This is a genomic window from Agrobacterium sp. 20P9.1.2, assembly GCF_057799395.1.
The window spans coordinates 91,840-108,943 of sequence record NZ_JBYOKI010000003.1 but is presented as its reverse complement, the minus strand read 5'-3'; the positions used below and the strand labels follow the sequence as shown (position 1 = coordinate 108,943).

General features: G+C 57.0%; 17 protein-coding genes. 10 read left to right on the top strand and 7 right to left on the bottom strand.

The genetic code is table 11. The features are described from left to right. Nucleotides 1–129 precede the first annotated feature (129 nt). From tpiA to AC27VJ_RS09930, 4 genes are all read left to right on the top strand, one after another. A complete protein-coding gene (gene tpiA, locus AC27VJ_RS09945; RefSeq protein WP_488683894.1) occupies nucleotides 130–900 on the top strand; it encodes a triose-phosphate isomerase in 771 nt (256 codons plus the stop codon). A 102-nt stretch (nucleotides 901–1,002) separates the two neighbouring features. Beyond that, entirely contained in the window at nucleotides 1,003–1,482 is a 480-nt protein-coding gene (secG, locus tag AC27VJ_RS09940; RefSeq protein WP_488683893.1) for a preprotein translocase subunit SecG, read from the top strand. A 159-nt stretch (nucleotides 1,483–1,641) separates the two neighbouring features. Beyond that, the gene (pyrG, locus tag AC27VJ_RS09935; RefSeq protein WP_488683891.1) at nucleotides 1,642–3,270 is read left to right on the top strand and encodes a CTP synthase; all 1,629 of its coding nucleotides are present in this window, start codon (nucleotides 1,642–1,644) and stop codon (nucleotides 3,268–3,270) included. 238 nt (nucleotides 3,271–3,508) lie between these two features. Continuing rightward, nucleotides 3,509–5,122, top strand: a complete 1,614-nt coding sequence (locus AC27VJ_RS09930; RefSeq protein WP_488683890.1) for an AAA family ATPase — start codon at nucleotides 3,509–3,511, stop codon at nucleotides 5,120–5,122. 136 nt (nucleotides 5,123–5,258) lie between these two features. On the opposite strand, the gene AC27VJ_RS09925 is transcribed toward AC27VJ_RS09930, so the two are convergent. The 7 genes from AC27VJ_RS09925 to AC27VJ_RS09895 form a co-directional block, all read right to left on the bottom strand. Next, the gene (locus AC27VJ_RS09925; RefSeq protein ID WP_488683889.1) at nucleotides 5,259–6,473 is read right to left on the bottom strand and encodes a molybdopterin molybdotransferase MoeA; all 1,215 of its coding nucleotides are present in this window, start codon (nucleotides 6,471–6,473) and stop codon (nucleotides 5,259–5,261) included. Between the two features lie 66 nt (nucleotides 6,474–6,539). Continuing rightward, on the bottom strand, nucleotides 6,540–7,028 hold the full coding sequence (gene moaC, locus AC27VJ_RS09920; RefSeq protein WP_488683888.1) for a cyclic pyranopterin monophosphate synthase MoaC: 489 nt from the start codon (nucleotides 7,026–7,028) through the stop codon (nucleotides 6,540–6,542). Further along, nucleotides 7,025–7,840: an indole-3-glycerol phosphate synthase TrpC gene (gene trpC / locus AC27VJ_RS09915; RefSeq protein ID WP_488683887.1), complete on the bottom strand. Its 816-nt coding sequence runs from the start codon at nucleotides 7,838–7,840 to the stop codon at nucleotides 7,025–7,027. The genes moaC and trpC overlap by 4 nt, the downstream gene beginning before the upstream one ends. Nucleotides 7,841–7,849: 9 nt before the next feature. Continuing rightward, nucleotides 7,850–8,863 (bottom strand): anthranilate phosphoribosyltransferase, encoded by a 1,014-nt coding sequence (trpD, locus tag AC27VJ_RS09910; RefSeq protein WP_488683886.1) that lies wholly within the window; start codon nucleotides 8,861–8,863, stop codon nucleotides 7,850–7,852. Between the two features lie 25 nt (nucleotides 8,864–8,888). Continuing rightward, the gene (locus AC27VJ_RS09905; RefSeq protein WP_488683885.1) at nucleotides 8,889–10,778 is read right to left on the bottom strand and encodes a peptidylprolyl isomerase; all 1,890 of its coding nucleotides are present in this window, start codon (nucleotides 10,776–10,778) and stop codon (nucleotides 8,889–8,891) included. 245 nt (nucleotides 10,779–11,023) lie between these two features. After that, complete coding sequence (locus AC27VJ_RS09900) at nucleotides 11,024–11,158, bottom strand: hypothetical protein (protein ID WP_488683884.1); 135 nt, start codon at nucleotides 11,156–11,158, stop codon at nucleotides 11,024–11,026. A gap of 41 nt (nucleotides 11,159–11,199) precedes the next feature. Then, nucleotides 11,200–11,379, bottom strand: coding sequence for a hypothetical protein (locus tag AC27VJ_RS09895; protein WP_113088116.1), 180 nt, complete (start codon nucleotides 11,377–11,379; stop codon nucleotides 11,200–11,202). Between the two features lie 418 nt (nucleotides 11,380–11,797). Here AC27VJ_RS09895 and coaD point away from each other — a divergent pair, with 418 nt between their 5' ends. The 6 genes from coaD (at nucleotide 11,798) to AC27VJ_RS09865 (ending at nucleotide 17,061) form a co-directional block, all read left to right on the top strand. Next, nucleotides 11,798–12,292 carry a pantetheine-phosphate adenylyltransferase gene (gene coaD / locus AC27VJ_RS09890; protein WP_488683883.1) on the top strand — a complete coding sequence of 165 codons (495 nt, stop codon included), beginning with the start codon at nucleotides 11,798–11,800 and terminating at the stop codon, nucleotides 12,290–12,292. A 28-nt stretch (nucleotides 12,293–12,320) separates the two neighbouring features. Next, entirely contained in the window at nucleotides 12,321–12,890 is a 570-nt protein-coding gene (locus AC27VJ_RS09885; protein ID WP_045230545.1) for a peptidylprolyl isomerase, read from the top strand. Between the two features lie 35 nt (nucleotides 12,891–12,925). Continuing rightward, entirely contained in the window at nucleotides 12,926–13,435 is a 510-nt protein-coding gene (locus tag AC27VJ_RS09880; protein ID WP_488683882.1) for a peptidylprolyl isomerase, read from the top strand. 235 nt (nucleotides 13,436–13,670) lie between these two features. Next, a complete protein-coding gene (gene queA / locus AC27VJ_RS09875) occupies nucleotides 13,671–14,753 on the top strand; it encodes a tRNA preQ1(34) S-adenosylmethionine ribosyltransferase-isomerase QueA (RefSeq protein WP_488683881.1) in 1,083 nt (360 codons plus the stop codon). Beyond that, nucleotides 14,753–15,883, top strand: a complete 1,131-nt coding sequence (gene tgt, locus AC27VJ_RS09870) for a tRNA guanosine(34) transglycosylase Tgt (protein WP_488683880.1) — start codon at nucleotides 14,753–14,755, stop codon at nucleotides 15,881–15,883. Before queA ends, tgt begins: the two co-directional genes overlap by 1 nt. A gap of 32 nt (nucleotides 15,884–15,915) precedes the next feature. Further along, nucleotides 15,916–17,061 (top strand): aminodeoxychorismate synthase component I, encoded by a 1,146-nt coding sequence (locus AC27VJ_RS09865; protein ID WP_488684331.1) that lies wholly within the window; start codon nucleotides 15,916–15,918, stop codon nucleotides 17,059–17,061. The last annotated feature ends 43 nt before the right edge of the window (nucleotides 17,062–17,104 follow it).

Sequence of the window (17,104 nt, the reverse complement as noted above, 5' to 3'; positions counted from 1 at the left end):
AGTTTTGAACCAAAACCTTTCTTTTTTGTACCAAATGATCTCGCTAGCCTTTAAGACTTAGCCAGTACCTGCCGTTACCGGCGTCCAGTCTTTTAGGGCGCCCTTTTAGTTAAGAGGAATGGATCGCTTATGACCCCTGATGTTCGCCCGCTCGTCGCTGGAAACTGGAAGATGAACGGAACGCGCGAGTCGCTTGATCAGATCAAAGCGATGGCCGAAGGTGTCAAAGGATCGCTGTCTGAAAAAATCGATTCGCTGATCTGCCCACCCTCCACGCTGCTCTATGTCGCGACCGCGTTGTGCGAAGACAGCCCGCTTTTGATCGGCGCACAGGATTGCCACCAGAATGCATCCGGCGCGCATACGGGTGACATTTCTGCCGAGATGATTGCTGATTGCTTTGGCACGCACGTCATCGTCGGCCATTCGGAGCGTCGCACGGACCATGCCGAGACCGACCACCTCGTTCGCGCCAAGGCCTCCGCGGCTCACGCCGCAGACCTCGTTGCCATCGTCTGCATCGGTGAAACGGCGGATGAACGCAAGGCAGGCCAGACGCTGGACGTGCTGAAGCGCCAGCTGGCTGGTTCTCTGCCGGATGAGGCGACTGCTGCAGATACCGTGATTGCCTACGAGCCCGTCTGGGCTATCGGCACCGGCCTGACGCCGACGACACAGGATGTGCGGGAAGCGCACGCTTTCATGCGTGAAGAACTGGTCAAGCGCTTCGGTGCGGAAGGTAAGGGCATGCGCATTCTCTATGGTGGATCGGTCAAGCCCGGCAACGCGCTGGAATTGATGGGCGTCGAGAATGTGGATGGCGCGCTGATTGGCGGGGCCAGCTTGAAAGCATCCGATTTTCTCTCCATCTATGCGGCATACGAGCAATTGACTGCTTGATCGCTTCTTTCGTCTTACAGGGGCTTGGAATACGCTTTCGCCTCATGTAAAGAGCCGCAAACTTCTTCATTGTGCTCCCAACGGGGCATGGAATGGATTGTCATGCAGAACGTACTGATTGTTATTCATCTCATGATCGTGCTGGCGCTTGTCGGCGTGGTTCTGATCCAGCGTTCCGAAGGCGGTGGCCTTGGTATCGGCGGTGGTTCCGGCTTCATGTCCGCGCGCGGTACGGCAAATGCGCTGACGCGCACCACGGCCATCCTCGCGGCGCTGTTCTTCGCAACGTCTCTCGGCCTTGGTCTTCTGACCCGCTACGAATCGCGCCCGACCGATATTCTGGACCGCATTCCCGCCACGCAGGGGCAGGGTAACGGCATTCTGGATACGCTCGGCCCGTCTTCGACAGCGCCAGCGACGCAGGCCCCGACTGAGGGCGGCGTTCCGTCCACGACCAATGGCGCTGCTGCTCCGGCCACAGGCGCTGCGCCTGCCACAGGTACGGCACCGGCCACGACGCCTGCCACTCCGGCACCAGCGACACCGGCTCCGGCCAACAACGCAGTTCCGACCGGCCAGTAAAACCGGTTCAAGCATATCACTCCGGCAGGCCAAAAGCCTGCCGGTTTTCTTTTGTTTACATTCCGGGCAAGCCTGCCGCATTTCCATCAACAGATGAATGCGGGCGTTCAGAAATTTGGGCTGGCGGAATCACTCATTTAAAGGTAAGCGGTGAATCCCATGGCGCGATATGTATTCATCACAGGCGGCGTGGTCTCCTCACTTGGTAAGGGCATTGCGGCCGCAGCACTCGGAGCGTTGTTGCAATCCCGTGGTTATCGGGTACGACTTCGCAAACTTGACCCCTATCTCAACGTCGATCCCGGCACCATGAGCCCCACCCAGCACGGTGAGGTGTTCGTGACCGATGACGGCGCGGAGACGGACCTCGATCTCGGTCACTACGAACGCTTCACGGGGCGCTCGGCCACCAAGACCGACAACATCACCACGGGTCGTATCTACAAGAACATCATCGATAAGGAACGCCGCGGCGATTATCTCGGCGCGACGGTGCAGGTCATTCCGCACGTCACCAACGAAATCAAGAATTTCGTGACCGAAGGTAATGAGGAATACGACTTCGTCATCTGCGAAATCGGCGGCACGGTGGGTGACATCGAAGCCATGCCCTTCATGGAAGCCATTCGTCAGGCCAAGAACGACCTTCCACGCGGCACGGCCATCTTCGTTCACCTGACACTCATGCCTTACATTCCGGCAGCCGGTGAGCTTAAGACCAAGCCAACGCAGCACTCCGTCAAGGAATTGCAGGCGCTGGGTATTCACCCTGACATTCTCTTGGTACGTGCCGACCGGGAAATCCCGGAAGCAGAACGCCGCAAGCTCTCGCTGTTTTGCAACGTGCGTCCATCCGCCGTCATTCAGGCGCTTGATGTTGCCAACATCTACGACGTTCCGATTGCCTACCACAAGGAAGGCCTCGACAACGAGGTTCTGGCCGCCTTCGGTATCGAACCTGCACCGAAGCCGCGCCTTGAGCATTGGGAAGAAGTCTGCAACCGCATCCACACGCCGGAAGGCGAAGTCACCATTGCCATCGTCGGCAAATATACCGGTCTGAAGGATGCCTATAAGTCGCTGATCGAAGCCCTGCATCACGGTGGCTTTGCCAACCGGGTCAAGGTCAAGCTGGAATGGATCGAATCGGAAGTCTTCGAAAAAGAAGATCCGGCTCCCTATCTGGAAAAGGTAGACGCCATCCTCGTTCCCGGCGGTTTTGGTGAGCGCGGCTCTGAAGGCAAGATACGCGCAGCGCAATATGCCCGCGAGCGTCAGGTGCCGTATTTCGGTATCTGCTTCGGCATGCAGATGGCGGTCGTGGAAGCGGCTCGCAATCTGGCCGGTATCGAGCAGGCATCATCAACCGAGTTCGGCACGACGTCCGAGCCGGTCGTTGGCCTGATGACGGAATGGGTCAAGGGCAACGAGCTAGAGAAGCGCAACGCAGCCGGCGATCTCGGCGGCACGATGCGTCTCGGTGCTTACAAGGCGTCGCTCAAGAAAGACACCAAGATCGCCGAAATCTACGGCTCGACGGATATCTCGGAGCGCCACCGCCACCGCTACGAGGTGAACGTGGATTACAAGGATCGCCTCGAAAGCTGCGGCCTCGTTTTCTCCGGCATGTCCCCGGACGGCGTTCTGCCAGAGACGGTTGAATACCCCGACCACCCGTGGTTCATCGGCGTGCAATACCACCCCGAACTCAAGAGCCGCCCGCTAGACCCGCATCCGCTGTTTGCGAGTTTCATTGAAGCGGCGCTGGAGCGGAGCCGGTTGGTTTGATTGGACCGAAATTTAAAAAGGCCGCAGCGATGCGGCCTTTTTGCCATTTATGGAGCATTGGTCTACTTGGAGGGAGGAAATTAAAACCAATAACGAGCTGCGTAATAAAAAATAAAATAATAGAAAATGATATACGTTCGAACGATATATGCTCTTGCAGTTAGAGATTGTTCTATTCCAAATTGTCCATGGGTTTAATTTTTAGCTCTTATGTTAACTCGATGGGGAAATATTACTCGTGAAAATCAGCTTAAACATTCCTTCTCTTTCAGGTGAAGTCTTTCCTATCGAAATCTTGTCCGGTCAAACTCTTTTTGTGCTTGGCGCGAATGGGACTGGTAAATCCTCTTTATTGCAAACTTTTTCAGCGATGGGCGGTGCCAATGCGCGACGTATATCAGCGAGCAGACAAACATGGTTCCAGTCGAGTTCGCTTGAGTTCACAGCCTCTCAGAAGCAGTCGTATGAGCAACAAGTTAAGAATTGGGATAATACCACTAATTCGCGCTGGATGGAGCAAAATGCTCAGATGCGATCAGGTATAACTCTCTACGACCTTATTGATGCAGAAAATGTCGATGCGAGAGCAATTGCAGGTGCCATGCGTGTAGGTGATATAGATGAAGCGACCAAACTTGCCCGAAAAACAGCACCTATAGCAAAAATCAACGAACTTTTGGCACTTTCAAACATTGAGATAAAAATCTCCGTTCAGGAGGGTGATCGTTTGGTGGCCTCCAAAAAAGGGGGGCCGCCATATGGTGCAGCAGAGTTGTCCGACGGTGAACGAAATGCATTGCTCATAGCAGCAGATGTATTGACGGCTAAATCAGGGACCTTGTTGATTATCGACGAACCAGAGCGACATCTTCATAGGTCGATTATTTCACCTTTGTTGACGCAGTTATTTCGTTTCCGGGACGATTGTGCGTTCATAGTTGCCACGCACGACTTGATGCTACCAGTTGACAATCCAGACACTCGCGTGTTGCTCGTGAGGTCCTGCGTTTATGCTGGCCAGACAGCTACTAACTGGGATGTAGATATAATTCCAGCGAATGCAGAAATCGAAGAATCCATTAGGCAAGATATTGTTGGCGCACGCCGTAAAATCGTTTTCGTTGAAGGTGATTCCTCAAGCCTAGATCGGCCACTTTACAGCGTCCTGTTTCCAGGTGTCTCTGTCCGGTCAAAGGGGTCTTCACGTGATGTGGAGTATGCTGTGAGTGGAATCAGAGCTTCAGAAACGCTTCATTGGGTAAAGGCTTGGGGTATTATCGACAACGATGGGCGTGACGCAGTCTCAATAGCATCCCTTCAATCCAATGGAATTTTCGCGCTTCCTTTTTATTCAGTTGAATCAATCTACTACCATCCCGGTCTGATCCGAGCTGTCGCCTTGAAGCAAGCTTCTGTAACAGGGGGAGACGGTATAGCGAATGCAGAAAATGCCATCAGTGCTGCGATATCTGTGACAGAGACTCATTTTCCACGTCTAGCGGCCCGAGCAGTTGAAAAGACAATCCGACGGACATTTTTTAATAGCTTACCGACATTACGGCAGATCGAATTGCGGGAACCCGTTGCACTCCAAATAGACACGGAATCTATCGTCAAAGGAGAGATCTCGACGCTTTCTGCAGCAGCACAGACCGGTGACTGGGTTCGGATTTTAACTCGTTGCCCCATCAGAGAAACGCAAGCTTTGGATACGATAGCTAAGGGTGTGGGTCTTCAAAATCGCTATCAATACGAAGCAGCAGTTCTTCAACTTCTCCGCGACGACGATTCGATAGTTGCGACAACCCGCAGTATGTTCGGTAGTTTAGCGGCGGAGCTAGATACAGTTTAATCAGTATCTGCAGTTATGAATTAAGAAAGCAGTATAAAACCGGAAAGAAACACATAGTTTGCTCGTATTGGGTAGACCTGAAACGGGTGATATGAAAGCACCATTTAAATAAGTAAAATTAAACCAATAGCTGCTCTTAACGCAACCGCACCACTAAACACTCCCCACCAACCTCCAACTCCTCCGCAAACGGCGCACGCACGATCAAGCAATCGGCCTCCGCCATGATTTTCATCATGGATGAGTCTTGCTTCGTAAAGGCTTCGACAACCGGAAAGCCACCTTCATAACCGATGATCCGTGCACGCAGATAATCCTGCCTCTGGTCGTTGCCTTTCAGCGCGGTGGCAATCTTGGCTTTGATTTCCCGGGATGTGATTGGGCGGTGGCTGAGTTTTTGGATAAGCGGTTCCAGAAACAACAGGCTGCAAACGAGGCTGGCGACCGGGTTGCCGGGTAGGCCGAGCACCTGCATGTCGCCGATAGAGCCGACCATCAGCGGTTTGCCGGGGCGCATGGCTATGCGCCAGAAATCCAGCTCCATGCCTTGGGCTTTCAGCGCCCCTTGCACGAGGTCATGATCGCCGACCGAGGCACCGCCGAGGGTAACGAGGACGTCAGCTTTTGCGGCGATGGCTTTGTCGATGGCGGCACGGATGAGGGATTCGTCATCGGCGACGATGCCGAGATCGAGGATGTTTGCACCGGCTCTGCGGGCCAGCGTGGCGACGCCAAAGGTGTTGGAGGCGATGATCTGCGCGGGGTTGGGGGTGCCGCCGGGCGGGATCAGTTCATCGCCGGTTGCGAGAACAGCGATGAGCGGTTTGCGGTAGACGGAAAGCTCCGCATGGTTCATAGCGGCGGCAAGGGTAATGTCTGCGAAGGTGAGTTCCGTTCCGGCCCTTAGGCCGGTTTCGCCTTCCAGAAAATCCTGTCCGCGCGGGCGGATATGTCTTCCCTCGGTGACCTCGAACGTCGTGCGGATTTTGCCGCCTTCGAGCTTTTCCGCATCTTCCTGAATGAGAACCGAATCGGCACCCTCGGGCAAAGGCGCACCGGTGAAAATCCGCACGGCCTCACCTTCGCCCACGCGGCCCTCGAACGCATGGCCCGCAGCGGACTCACCAATGACGGTGAGGATGGAGCCGATCTGTGGGGCGTCGGTGGCCCTCAGCGCGTAACCATCCATGGCAGAGGCGTGAAAGGGTGGTTGGGTGAGGCGCGCCTCAAGATCCTGCGACAGCACACGCTGGTCGGCGTCTTCCAGTCGCACGGTCTCGACCGACATGACGGGTCTGGCTGCACCCAGCAAGCGCGCCTGAGCTTCCGCAACGGGCAGGAGGGGTTTCATGGCGTTTCCTCTTCCTGTGGCCGTAAGGGTGGATTCGCCGCATCCCCGCCGGACCCATTCAATGTCTTAGTCTTGTGCCTTGAAATGCCCGGATTTTCCGCCGGTCTTTTCCAGCAGGCGGATGGAGCCGATTTCCATGCCCTTGTCGGCGGCTTTCGCCATATCGTAGATGGTCAGGCAGGCGATGGAAACGGCGGTGAGGGCTTCCATTTCGACGCCCGTCTTGCCGGACAGCTTGACGGTGGCCTGAACGCGCAGGCCGGGCAGGGCTTCGTCTTCGGTAATATCGACGGCGACCTTCGTCAGCATTAGCGGATGGCAGAGCGGAATGAGGTTTGAGGTTTGCTTGGCGGCCATGATACCGGCCAGCCGGGCCGTGCCGATGACGTCGCCCTTCTTGGCATTGCCTTCACGGATCAGCGCCAGCGTTTCCTGCTTCATTTTCACGAAGCCTTCCGCCACCGCAACGCGCGTCGTCTCAGTCTTGTCGCCCACATCGACCATGTGCGCCTCGCCGGACGCGCCGATATGGGTCAGTTTAGGGTCGGCGCTCATTCGGCAGCCAGAATGTCACTGCGGCCCGTCAGCAGCGTGCGTGTAGCGGCTGTAACATCATCCTTGCGCATGAGGCTCTCGCCGACGAGGAAGGTGGTGATGGCTGATTTTTGAAGGCGGCTGCAATCCTCATAGATGAAGATGCCGCTTTCGCCCACCAGCAGCTTGTCCGCAGGAACCATCGCCGCCAGACGCTCGCTGACATCGAGGCTGACCTCGAAGGTGCGCAGGTTGCGATTGTTGATGCCGAGCAGCGGGGAGGTGAGTTTCAGCGCGCGTTCTGTCTCTTCTTCGTCATGCACTTCAACCAGAACATCCATGCCGAGCGAGAAAGCCTCGTCTTCCAGACGCTTGGCCTCATCGTCAGAAAGCGATGCCATGATGAGAAGAATGCAATCGGCACCCCAGGCACGGGCTTCATGGACCTGATAGGCCTCAAACATGAAATCCTTGCGCAGCGCGGGCAGGGCGCAGGCTTCGCGGGCGGCGGTCAGAAATTCCGGTGCGCCCTGAAAACTTGGCGTATCCGTCAGCACGGAAAGGCAGGCAGCACCGCCGGCCTCATAGGCTTTTGCCAGCGCTGGCGGATCGAAATCCGGGCGGATGAGGCCCTTGGAAGGGCTGGCCTTTTTGATTTCAGCGATAAGCCCGAACGCGCCATCTGCCTGTTTGCGCTTCAGCGCATTGTAAAAGCCGCGCGGCGCTGTCTGGTCGGCAGCCATTGCCTTCAGATCATCCAGCGAAACCCTTGCCTTGGCAGCAGCAATCTCTTCGCGCTTGTAGGCTTCGATCTTTTTCAGAATGTCGCTCATGGCTTTGCCTTACTCTTCGTTCGAAACAGCAATCAGTCTGTCGAGGGCTGCTGTTGCTCTGCCTTCGTCCAGCGAGGCACTTGCGATTTTCATGCCGTCTGCCAGCGTCTGCGCCTTGCCAGCCACGACGAGAGAGGCCGCGGCATTGCACAGCGATACGTCGCGGTAAGCGTTCTTGTGCCCGCTTAAGACGTCGCGCAAGGCCGCCGCATTGGCAACGCCATCGCCACCCTTGAGATCCTCTATGCTGGCGGTATCGACACCAAAATCCTTTGGCGTCAGATCGAAGCTTCTGATCTTGCCACCTTCCAGCGCGGCCACATGGGTGGTGCCTGTGGTGGTGATTTCGTCCAGCCCATCACCGTGAACGACCCAGACACTTTCCGAGCCCAGATCGCGCAACACTTCTGCAAGCGGCACCAGCCAATGCGGCGCAAAAACGCCGAGCAACTGCTTCTTCGCGCCAGCCGGGTTGGACAGCGGGCCGAGCAGGTTGAAGATGGTTCGCGTGCCAAGCTCAACCCGGCTGGGGTTGACGTGGCGCATGGAGGAATGGTGACGCTGTGCGAACATGAAGCCAAGACCGGCCTCGCCGATGCAGCGGCTGATCAGCTCCGGATCGATATCCAGCTTCACGCCTAAAACGGAGAGCGCATCTGCCGTGCCGGATTTGGAGCTTAGCGCGCGGTTGCCGTGCTTGGCAACCGGTATGCCTGCGCCCGCCACGATGATGGAGGCGAGCGTGGAGATGTTGTAGGTACCCAGCCCATCGCCGCCGGTGCCAACGATATCCATGGCATCGGCAGGGGCCGTTACGGGCAGCATGCGCGAGCGCATGGAGGAAACAGCACCGACGATCTCGTCAACCGTTTCACCGCGCACCCGCAAAGCCATGAGGAACGCACCGATCTGCGAAGGTGTTGCTTCGCCGGACATCAGAATGTCGAAGGCCTGACGGGCATCATCCCGGTTCAGGCTTTCGCCATTGGCCACCTTCGCAATCAGCGGCTTCAAGTCAGCCATGTCGTCACGTCCCCCGAATTGCGGCTTAGAATGCTGTCATGGCCTGGTCTGCGACAGCCTGATTGATGGTGACACCATAATCATTCTGAAGACGGTTGACCATCTGGTCGAGCATGTCATCGCCGGCGGCGGTTGCCATGGCAGTCAGCTGCTGGTCGTTGTTATCAAGCGCGTCGGATGGCGAGTTGGTGACATCCGTAACCTTGAACAGAACGCGGCTGGAGCCTTCCGTGTCCGGCGCTGTACCGACAAGGCCGTTTGCGCCCGCAAAGACGGCGGCCACGGCCTGCTGGCCCAGCAATGCGTCTTCGCTGGTGCGGCGAAGGCCCATCTTGGTTTCCACGGCAAGGCCCATCTCGCCAGCGATCGCAGCCAGCGTTTCGCCCTTTTCAACGCGTGCCTTCAGTTCGTCGGCCTTGGTGGCCAGCGCTGTGCGCTGCTGTTCGGCAGTCCAATCGGCCACGACCTGATCCTTGACTTCGTTCAGGGTCCGGTCGCGCGGTGCGGTGATCTGCTGCAGGTCGAACCAGACGTAACCGTCACGGCCGATATTGACAGCAGGCGCATCGCCTCCCTGATCGGCCTTGAAGACTTCCGTTACGAGGGCAGGGGTCGGCAGGCCTTCGACAGGCTTGCCCTTGTCGTCTTCGCCATTGGCGTCGATTGCTTCGACCGTAACCGGCTTGAGCTTGAGCTGTGTTGCTGCATCCGCCAGCGAAGAGCCGCCGCCACGCAGGTCTTCGTAGCGGTCGTGAACATTGTTCAGCTCTTCGGCAGCATTGGCCGTGGCAAGATTGGTGCGAATCTCTTCCTTCGCCTCATCCAGCGTCTTCATGCTTTCGTTCTTGATGCCCGTCACGCGCAGGATGACCGGGCCGAAGGCGCCGTCAACGACGGGAGACACGCCGCCATCCTTCTGGATTGCGAAGGCTGCTTCGGCGACCGACTGGTCGGGAACCGTGTCCTTGGTGAATTCGCCCAGCGTCACATCGGCAGGCTGCTTGCCCTGATCTTTCACGACCTGATCGTAAGTGGTGGTTCCGGCGCGAATCTGTGTCGCAGCGGCTTGCGCCATTTCCTTGTCGGAGAATGTCAGCTGCTCGATGGTGCGGCGTCCGGCTGTGCGGAAGTTATCCTTGTGACCTTCGTAATAGTCGGCAATCTGCTGATCGGTGATTGCGGCCTGATCGGCGATGTCGGACGGCTCAAGCTTCACATAGGTGAACTTGCGATATTCCGGCGCGCGGTAATTGGCCTTGTTCTTCTCAAACCATGCCGCCAGCACATCGTCACCCGGTGCTTTGACCGGATCGATATTGGCGTTGGACAGCAGGATATATTCGATTGAGCGCTGTTCATCGCGATAATGCTTCAGCGCATCGACCAGAACTTGCGGCGGCTTGAAGCCGTCGGAAATGGCATCCACGATCTGGCCGCGCACGGCAACCTTGCTGCGCTCCTTCACGTAATCATCTTCGTTGAAGCCCGCGCCGCGCAGACGCTGGCTAAAGAGACTGCGGTCGAACTGGCCGTTTGGAGACTTGAATGCCGGGTCTTCGGCAATGAGGGTCGCGAGGCGATCTTCGGAAAGGCCGAGGTTCATCTTCGAGGCCAGTTCGTCCAGCGCTGCACCGGCAGCAAGCTGGCTGAACACCTGACGGTCGATGCCGAACGCCTTGGCCTGTTCCGTGGTCAGACGCGTGCCAAACTGGCGGCCGACATCTGCCATCTGGCGCTGATAGGCAAAACGGAATTCATTGGGCGTGACCGTCTGGTCGCCCACCGTCATGACGGCATGCGAATTTGTCGACACCAGAGATGCGGAAACGCCCCACACGCCGAAGGACACGACGAGGAGAAGAAGAAGAATCTTTGCCGCCAAAGTTCGAGAAGCATTTCTCAGGGAATCGAGCATCGTTATGCAAACCTCACAATATTCGCCCGTTACGCCGGGTCTATGGGGCTTCCTTAAATCAATCCTCTTTGGAATTGAAGGCTAAATTCCGCGTAAAGGCGTGCTTCTTCAAACGATGGCGTGAGCAATTGCGCCAGTGGGAGTAATTGTGCGCACCATGCGAAACGCCAGACACCAAAAAGCCGCCTGACGGGCAGGCGGCTTTCAAACTTCGAATATTGTATCAAACCTTCAGAGTCTGGCAGTCATAACGCCTTGCTGCGTTCCATCAACGCTTTGAAATCCTCATCTTCCTTACGAGACTCCGTCACCACCGAGATAACGGATGCCACGAACATTGCGCTGATCAAGGCTGCTAGCAGTGTCAAGAATGTAAGCATGGCATAACTCCAGAAGTGATGAGTATTTCACTCCCGCTGGATCAATAATAATTCATATACTGAGAGCGGGCAGTAAGCTGCGGAAATTCAGGGCCGTTCTGTTCCGGCTTTTGACCGTAAAGGCTGAACGTGGTTGCTACCATTGCAATAACCAACATTGTCCAGGCTGTGCTGATCACGCCGATTTTCGCCGAAGTAGACTGTTTTTCTCTGATAAACATGTGCCCGTTCCTTTACTGCGATCTGAACGCGTGACAGCTAATCCAGTTCCGCGTTATTGTTAAAAATCGATTAGCATCGCGCCTCTGAAGCTTTGTTGAATGCTTCGTTCATCTGGCGTTCAGGAAATCGGCAGTTCACGTCAATCCATGAAGACATATTCAACGACGAAGGATGTCGCGATTGTCAGGATCATCATAAATACCAGCATTTCCGTCTCCGATTGGGCAGAGTGCCCGTTTGCGATGCGATGAGACGTTTATAGAGATATGCTTTGAAGCCGCGCTGAATGGCGCGTTCATGTGGTGTTCAGTGTAATATTGAGGCTGCGCGGCGAAAAGCCTGCCACGCCGAGGTCTTGCGAAGCTCTGTCTTACATGACAAAAGGCGGCACAACTAACGTTAAATATCGAGAGCGGTATGACGATTGCCTTTTATCCCGGATCTTTTGATCCGATGACCAACGGACACTTGGATGTTTTGATCCAGTCGTTGAATGTTGCGTCGGAAGTCATCGTCGCTATAGGTATTCATCCCGGCAAGGCGCCGATGTTCAGCTTCGAGGAAAGAGCCGAGCTTATTCGCCGTTCTTTGACCGAAGCATTGCCGGATGCCGTTGATCGCCTTCGGGTCGTTTCCTTCGGCAATCTGGTGGTGGATGCCGCCCGCGAGCATGGTGCTACGCTTCTGGTGCGCGGCCTGCGGGATGGCACCGATCTGGATTACGAAATGCAGATGGCTGGCATGAACAGGCAGATGGCGCCCGATATTCAGACCGTATTTCTACCAGCCGGAACGGCATCGCGGCCCATTACCGCCACATTGGTTCGGCAGATCGCCGCAATGGGCGGTAATGTGGAGACTTTCGTGCCGAAAGCCGTGTTGCAAGCCCTCAACAGCAAGCTGAAACACTAGTCTCAGCCAATACTCTGGAGCCAATCCGATGAAACTGCTTCGATTTGCCTTTGCTGGCGCCCTGTTCGTCAGCGCCATCGCCGCCAGCACCTTTGCTTCGGCTGCGGAATTCCTCACGATCCAGCTGAAAGACGGCCCTGTCGTCATCCAGCTTATGCCGGAAGTTGCGCCCAAGCACGTTGCGCAGATCAAGGCGCTGGCTGAAAAAGGTGCTTACGACAACGTCGCCTTTCACCGCGTCATTCCCGGCTTCATGGCCCAGACGGGTGATGTGCAGTACGGTAACATGAGCAAGTCGTTCAACGCCCAGCGCGCAGGCACCGGCGGTTCCGACCTGCCTGATCTGCCGGCCGAGTTTTCCAAGACACCGTTCGAGCGTGGCACTGTCGGTATGGCCCGTTCGCAGGACCCGAATTCCGCCAACTCGCAGTTCTTCATCATGTTCGATCAGGGCTCGTTCCTGAACGGCCAGTATACCGTCGTCGGCAAGGTCGTGTCCGGCATGGAATTTGTCGACAAGATCAAGAAGGGTAAAGGCGGCAACGGCGAAGTTTCCGATCCTGACCGCATGGTCAAAGTCACCGTTGGCAAGAAATAAAACCGGGCGCATGCCCACGTAAAAGGAGAGATACCATGGCCGAGATCAAAGATCCCGAAAACACCCTCATCATGGAAACCACGACTGGCAAGGTCGTGATCCAGCTTCTGCCGGAAGTGGCCCCCGGCCACGTTGCCCGCATCAAGGAACTGGTGTCCGAGCAGGCCTATGACGGCGTTGTTTTCCACCGCGTCATCTCCGATTTCATGGCGCAGACCGGCGACGTGAAGTTCGGCAAGAAGGGTTCTGAAAGCTTCAACCCAAGCCGCGCTGGCATGGGCGGCTCCGAGAAGCCTGACCTGCAGGCAGAATTTTCCGCCATTTCCCACGTTCGCGGCACCTGCTCCATGGCCCGTTCGCAAAGCCCGAATTCTGCCAACTCGCAGTTCTTCATCTGCTTTACGGACAGCCCATGGCTGAACAAGCAGTACACCGTCTGGGGCCAGGTCATCGAAGGCATGGAAGCCATCGATAAGGTCAAGCGCGGCGAGCCTGTGAAGGACCCCGATTCCATCGTCTCGATCCGCCTTGCTTCTGCGGCCTGATCGTCGGATATAGACACTTGGCCCGCCTCGCAGGTTCTGCGGGGCGGGTTTTGATTGGGTGGCGGGCATCAACCTCTCCGTCGTCGTCCTCGGGCTTGCCCCGAGGATCGTTGTGGATCGTTAGATCCTCGGGTCAAGCCCGAGGATGACGCAGAGTTTGGAGAACGCCCCGTCACCCGAATTACCCGCCCACATGCGAATGCGGGGCGGGTTTGATGTTTTTCGAAAGCCCATCATGCGTGTAGACCTGTTCGACTTCGACCTTCCTGACGATAACATCGCGCTTCGCCCGGCGAACCCGCGCGACAGTGCGCGTCTGCTTGTGGTCGATCCGAATGCAGGCAGCATGACGGACCATCAGGTTTTTGATCTCCCAAGTTTTCTGAAGCCCGGCGACGCCTTGGTGTTCAACGACACCCGCGTTATTCCCGCCCAGCTAGAAGGCGTCCGGCTCCGCGAGGGCGCTCCGGAGACTGCCGTTTCCGCCACGCTGCATATGCGCGCAGATGCCAGCCGCTGGAAGGCTTTTGCCCGTCCCGGCAAGCGCATCAAGCAGGGCGACCGCATCCGCTTCGGTTACGAGCGTGACAATGTCTGCGGCTTGGCTTTCCTTGAGGCGACCGTCGAGGAAAAGGGCGAAGAGGGCGAAATCACGCTGCTGTTCGACGTCTCCGGCCCCGTGCTGGACGAGGCCATCGCGTCCGTCGGCCACATCCCCTTGCCACCGTATATCGCCGCCAAGCGTCCTGAAGACGCGCAGGACCAGACCGATTACCAGACAATCTACGCCCGCGAAAAAGGGGCCGTCGCAGCGCCCACCGCCGGCCTGCACTTCACGCCCGCGCTCTTCGAAGCTCTGGATGCCGCCGGTATCGAGCGGCACTTTGTAACGCTTCATGTGGGCGCTGGCACGTTTCTGCCTGTAAAGGCTGATGACACCGAAGAGCACAAGATGCACCTCGAAATCGGCACTGTCTCAGAGGAAACTGCGGCCAAGCTGAATGCGGTCAAGGCGAGGGGCGGTTGCATCGTTTGCGTCGGCACAACGTCGCTGCGGCTGATCGAAAGTGCGGCTGCTGATGATGGACAGATCATGCCCTGGTCCGGGCCAACCGGCATCTTCATCACGCCGGGATACCGTTTCAAGGCTGTCGATATTCTGATGACGAATTTTCACCTGCCGAAATCCACGCTGTTCATGCTGGTTTCGGCTTTCTGCGGGCTGGAAACCATGCGCGAGGCCTACACGCGCGCTATCGAAACCGGCTACCGTTTCTATTCCTATGGCGATTCCAGCCTCCTTTTTCGGAAAACCTGATGCACGAGAACTTCTCCTTCACCCTCAAAGCAACCAGCGGCGGCGCGCGTCTTGGCGAAGTGGCCATGCCACGCGGCACCATCCGCACACCGGCCTTCATGCCGGTCGGCACGGTTGGCACCGTCAAAGCCATGTATCTGGATCAGGTGCGTGACCTCGGCGCCGATGTCATTCTGGGCAATACCTACCACCTGATGCTGCGACCCGGCCCGGAGCGAGTACAGCGCCTTGGTGGTCTGCATGAGCTGATCCGCTGGCCGCACCCGATCCTCACCGATAGCGGCGGTTTTCAGGTCATGTCACTGTCTGGCCTACGCAAGCTGGATGAGAAGGGCGTGACCTTCAAAAGCCATTTGGATGGCTCGCTGCACCACATGTCACCAGAACGCTCCATCGAAATTCAGGGCATGCTGGATTCTGATATCCAGATGCAGCTCGATGAATGCATCGCGTTGCCTGCCGAGCGCAAGGAAATCGAACGCGCCATGGAAATGTCGCTGCGCTGGGCGGAGCGTTGCCGCGTTCAATTTGGCGAGCAACCGGGCAAGGCCATGTTCGGCATCGTGCAGGGTGGCGATCAGCCGGATTTGCGCATCCGCTCGGCGGAAGGGCTCAAGCAGCTCGATCTCAAGGGTTATGCCGTGGGCGGTCTTGCCGTGGGCGAACCGCAAGAGGTGATGCTGGCGATGCTCGACACGACGCTTCCGGTTCTGCCAACGGAAAAGCCGCGTTATCTGATGGGCGTCGGCACGCCGGATGATATCTTGAAATCGGTCGCCCGCGGCATCGACATGTTCGATTGCGTCATGCCCACCCGCTCCGGTCGTCACGGTCTGGCCTTCACCCGCCGTGGCCGCGTCAACATCCGCAACGCCCGCCACGCTGAAGACATGCGCCCGCTGGACGAACAGTCCAACTGCCCGGCATCGCGCGATTATTCCCGCGCCTACCTGCACCATCTCGCCCGCTCCAACGAGGCACTGGGCGGCATGCTGCTCTCCTGGCACAATCTGGCCTATTATCAGGAACTGATGCAGGGCATCCGCAAATCAATTGAAGAAGGCCGCTTTGCGGATTTCTACGCCGAGACCATTGAAATGTGGGCGAAAGGCGATATCGATCGCATCTGAGAGTCTGTTTGAAACTCAACGGATCGACCGCATTGCCAACCGCGCCCTATGTTCTCTTTCGCGATGATACGACCGGTTCGGTGACGCTGTTCACTGAACCGGAAGAAATCATCGTTGCGCATAACGCGGATGAATTCCTGCCCGCGCTGGAGCGCATGCAGCGGGCGCGTGAAAGTGGCAAATATCTCGCTGGCTATATGTCCTATGAGGCAGGCTACCTCTTCGAGAAAAAGCTCGCACCGATCGCGGACGTAAAACGCGATGTCCCGCTTCTCTGCTTCGGCGTCTTCACGTCACCGGTTGGTGACGAAGTGGAGCCTCCGGCGGACTTGATGCAAGTCGATGATTTTCTGACCGACATCAAACCGGCCTGGACGCTTCCGCAATATCGCCAGCAGTTCGACAGGCTGCATCAGCATCTGCGGCAGGGCGATTGTTATCAGGCCAATCTGACAATGCCGATCCATGCGCGCTGGCAGGCAGACCCGCTCACCGCATTCTGGTCGCTGATCGAGCGGCAGCCGGTGAAATACGGCGCGTTGATCGATCTGGGTGGCCCCGTCATTCTCTCCCGTTCGCCTGAACTGTTTTTCTCCATCCGGGATGGCTGGATTGAAACGCACCCGATGAAGGGCACGATCCGGCGCGGCGCCTCACCGGATGAAGATGCGGCCCTGATCGAGCGCATGTTGCGGGATGAAAAGACGCTGGCCGAAAACCGAATGATCGTTGACCTGCTGCGCAACGACATATCGCGCATCACCGAAGTCGGCACGCTGGACGTTCCCAAGCTTTTCGATATCGAGACCTATCCGACGGTTCACCAGATGGTCAGCCATATCAGCGCAAAGCTGCTGCCTGATTTGTCCATAACAGATATTTTCGCAGCCCTGTTTCCCTGCGGCTCGATCACGGGTGCGCCGAAAATGCGCGCCATGGAGATTCTGCACGATCTGGAGACAGGGCCGCGCAACGCCTACTGCGGCGCAATCGGCCTCATATCACCCACAGGAGACATGCGCTTCTCCGTCGCCATTCGCACTATCACGCTGTTTGAGGATGGCAGAGCCACGTTCAATGTCGGCGGCGGTATCGTGTTCGATTCCACTGCGGATGCGGAATATGACGAATGTCTGCTGAAGGCGAAATTCGCGACGGGTGAGAAGCGACTAATTTAGTCTAGCGGCCAGAGTGCGATAAGCCGCCGATCGTCTCGGCGGC

Bases quoted from the DNA above. Each gene is read 5' to 3' on its own strand.
- AC27VJ_RS09905 (WP_488683885.1), bottom strand. From the start codon at position 10,778: ATGCTCGATTCCCTGAGAAATGCTTCTCGAACTTTGGCGGCAAAGATT.
- AC27VJ_RS09895 (WP_113088116.1), bottom strand. From the start codon at position 11,379: ATGTTTATCAGAGAAAAACAGTCTACTTCGGCGAAAATCGGCGTGATC.
- coaD (WP_488683883.1), top strand. From the start codon at position 11,798: ATGACGATTGCCTTTTATCCCGGATCTTTTGATCCGATGACCAACGGA.
- trpD (WP_488683886.1), bottom strand. From the start codon at position 8,863: ATGGCTGACTTGAAGCCGCTGATTGCGAAGGTGGCCAATGGCGAAAGC.
- AC27VJ_RS09880 (WP_488683882.1), top strand. From the start codon at position 12,926: ATGGCCGAGATCAAAGATCCCGAAAACACCCTCATCATGGAAACCACG.
- AC27VJ_RS09925 (WP_488683889.1), bottom strand. From the start codon at position 6,473: ATGAAACCCCTCCTGCCCGTTGCGGAAGCTCAGGCGCGCTTGCTGGGT.
- trpC (WP_488683887.1), bottom strand. From the start codon at position 7,840: ATGAGCGACATTCTGAAAAAGATCGAAGCCTACAAGCGCGAAGAGATT.
- secG (WP_488683893.1), top strand. From the start codon at position 1,003: ATGCAGAACGTACTGATTGTTATTCATCTCATGATCGTGCTGGCGCTT.
- AC27VJ_RS09900 (WP_488683884.1), bottom strand. From the start codon at position 11,158: ATGCTTACATTCTTGACACTGCTAGCAGCCTTGATCAGCGCAATGTTC.
- tpiA (WP_488683894.1), top strand. From the start codon at position 130: ATGACCCCTGATGTTCGCCCGCTCGTCGCTGGAAACTGGAAGATGAAC.
- moaC (WP_488683888.1), bottom strand. From the start codon at position 7,028: ATGAGCGCCGACCCTAAACTGACCCATATCGGCGCGTCCGGCGAGGCG.
- pyrG (WP_488683891.1), top strand. From the start codon at position 1,642: ATGGCGCGATATGTATTCATCACAGGCGGCGTGGTCTCCTCACTTGGT.
- queA (WP_488683881.1), top strand. From the start codon at position 13,671: ATGCGTGTAGACCTGTTCGACTTCGACCTTCCTGACGATAACATCGCG.
- AC27VJ_RS09885 (WP_045230545.1), top strand. From the start codon at position 12,321: ATGAAACTGCTTCGATTTGCCTTTGCTGGCGCCCTGTTCGTCAGCGCC.
- tgt (WP_488683880.1), top strand. From the start codon at position 14,753: ATGCACGAGAACTTCTCCTTCACCCTCAAAGCAACCAGCGGCGGCGCG.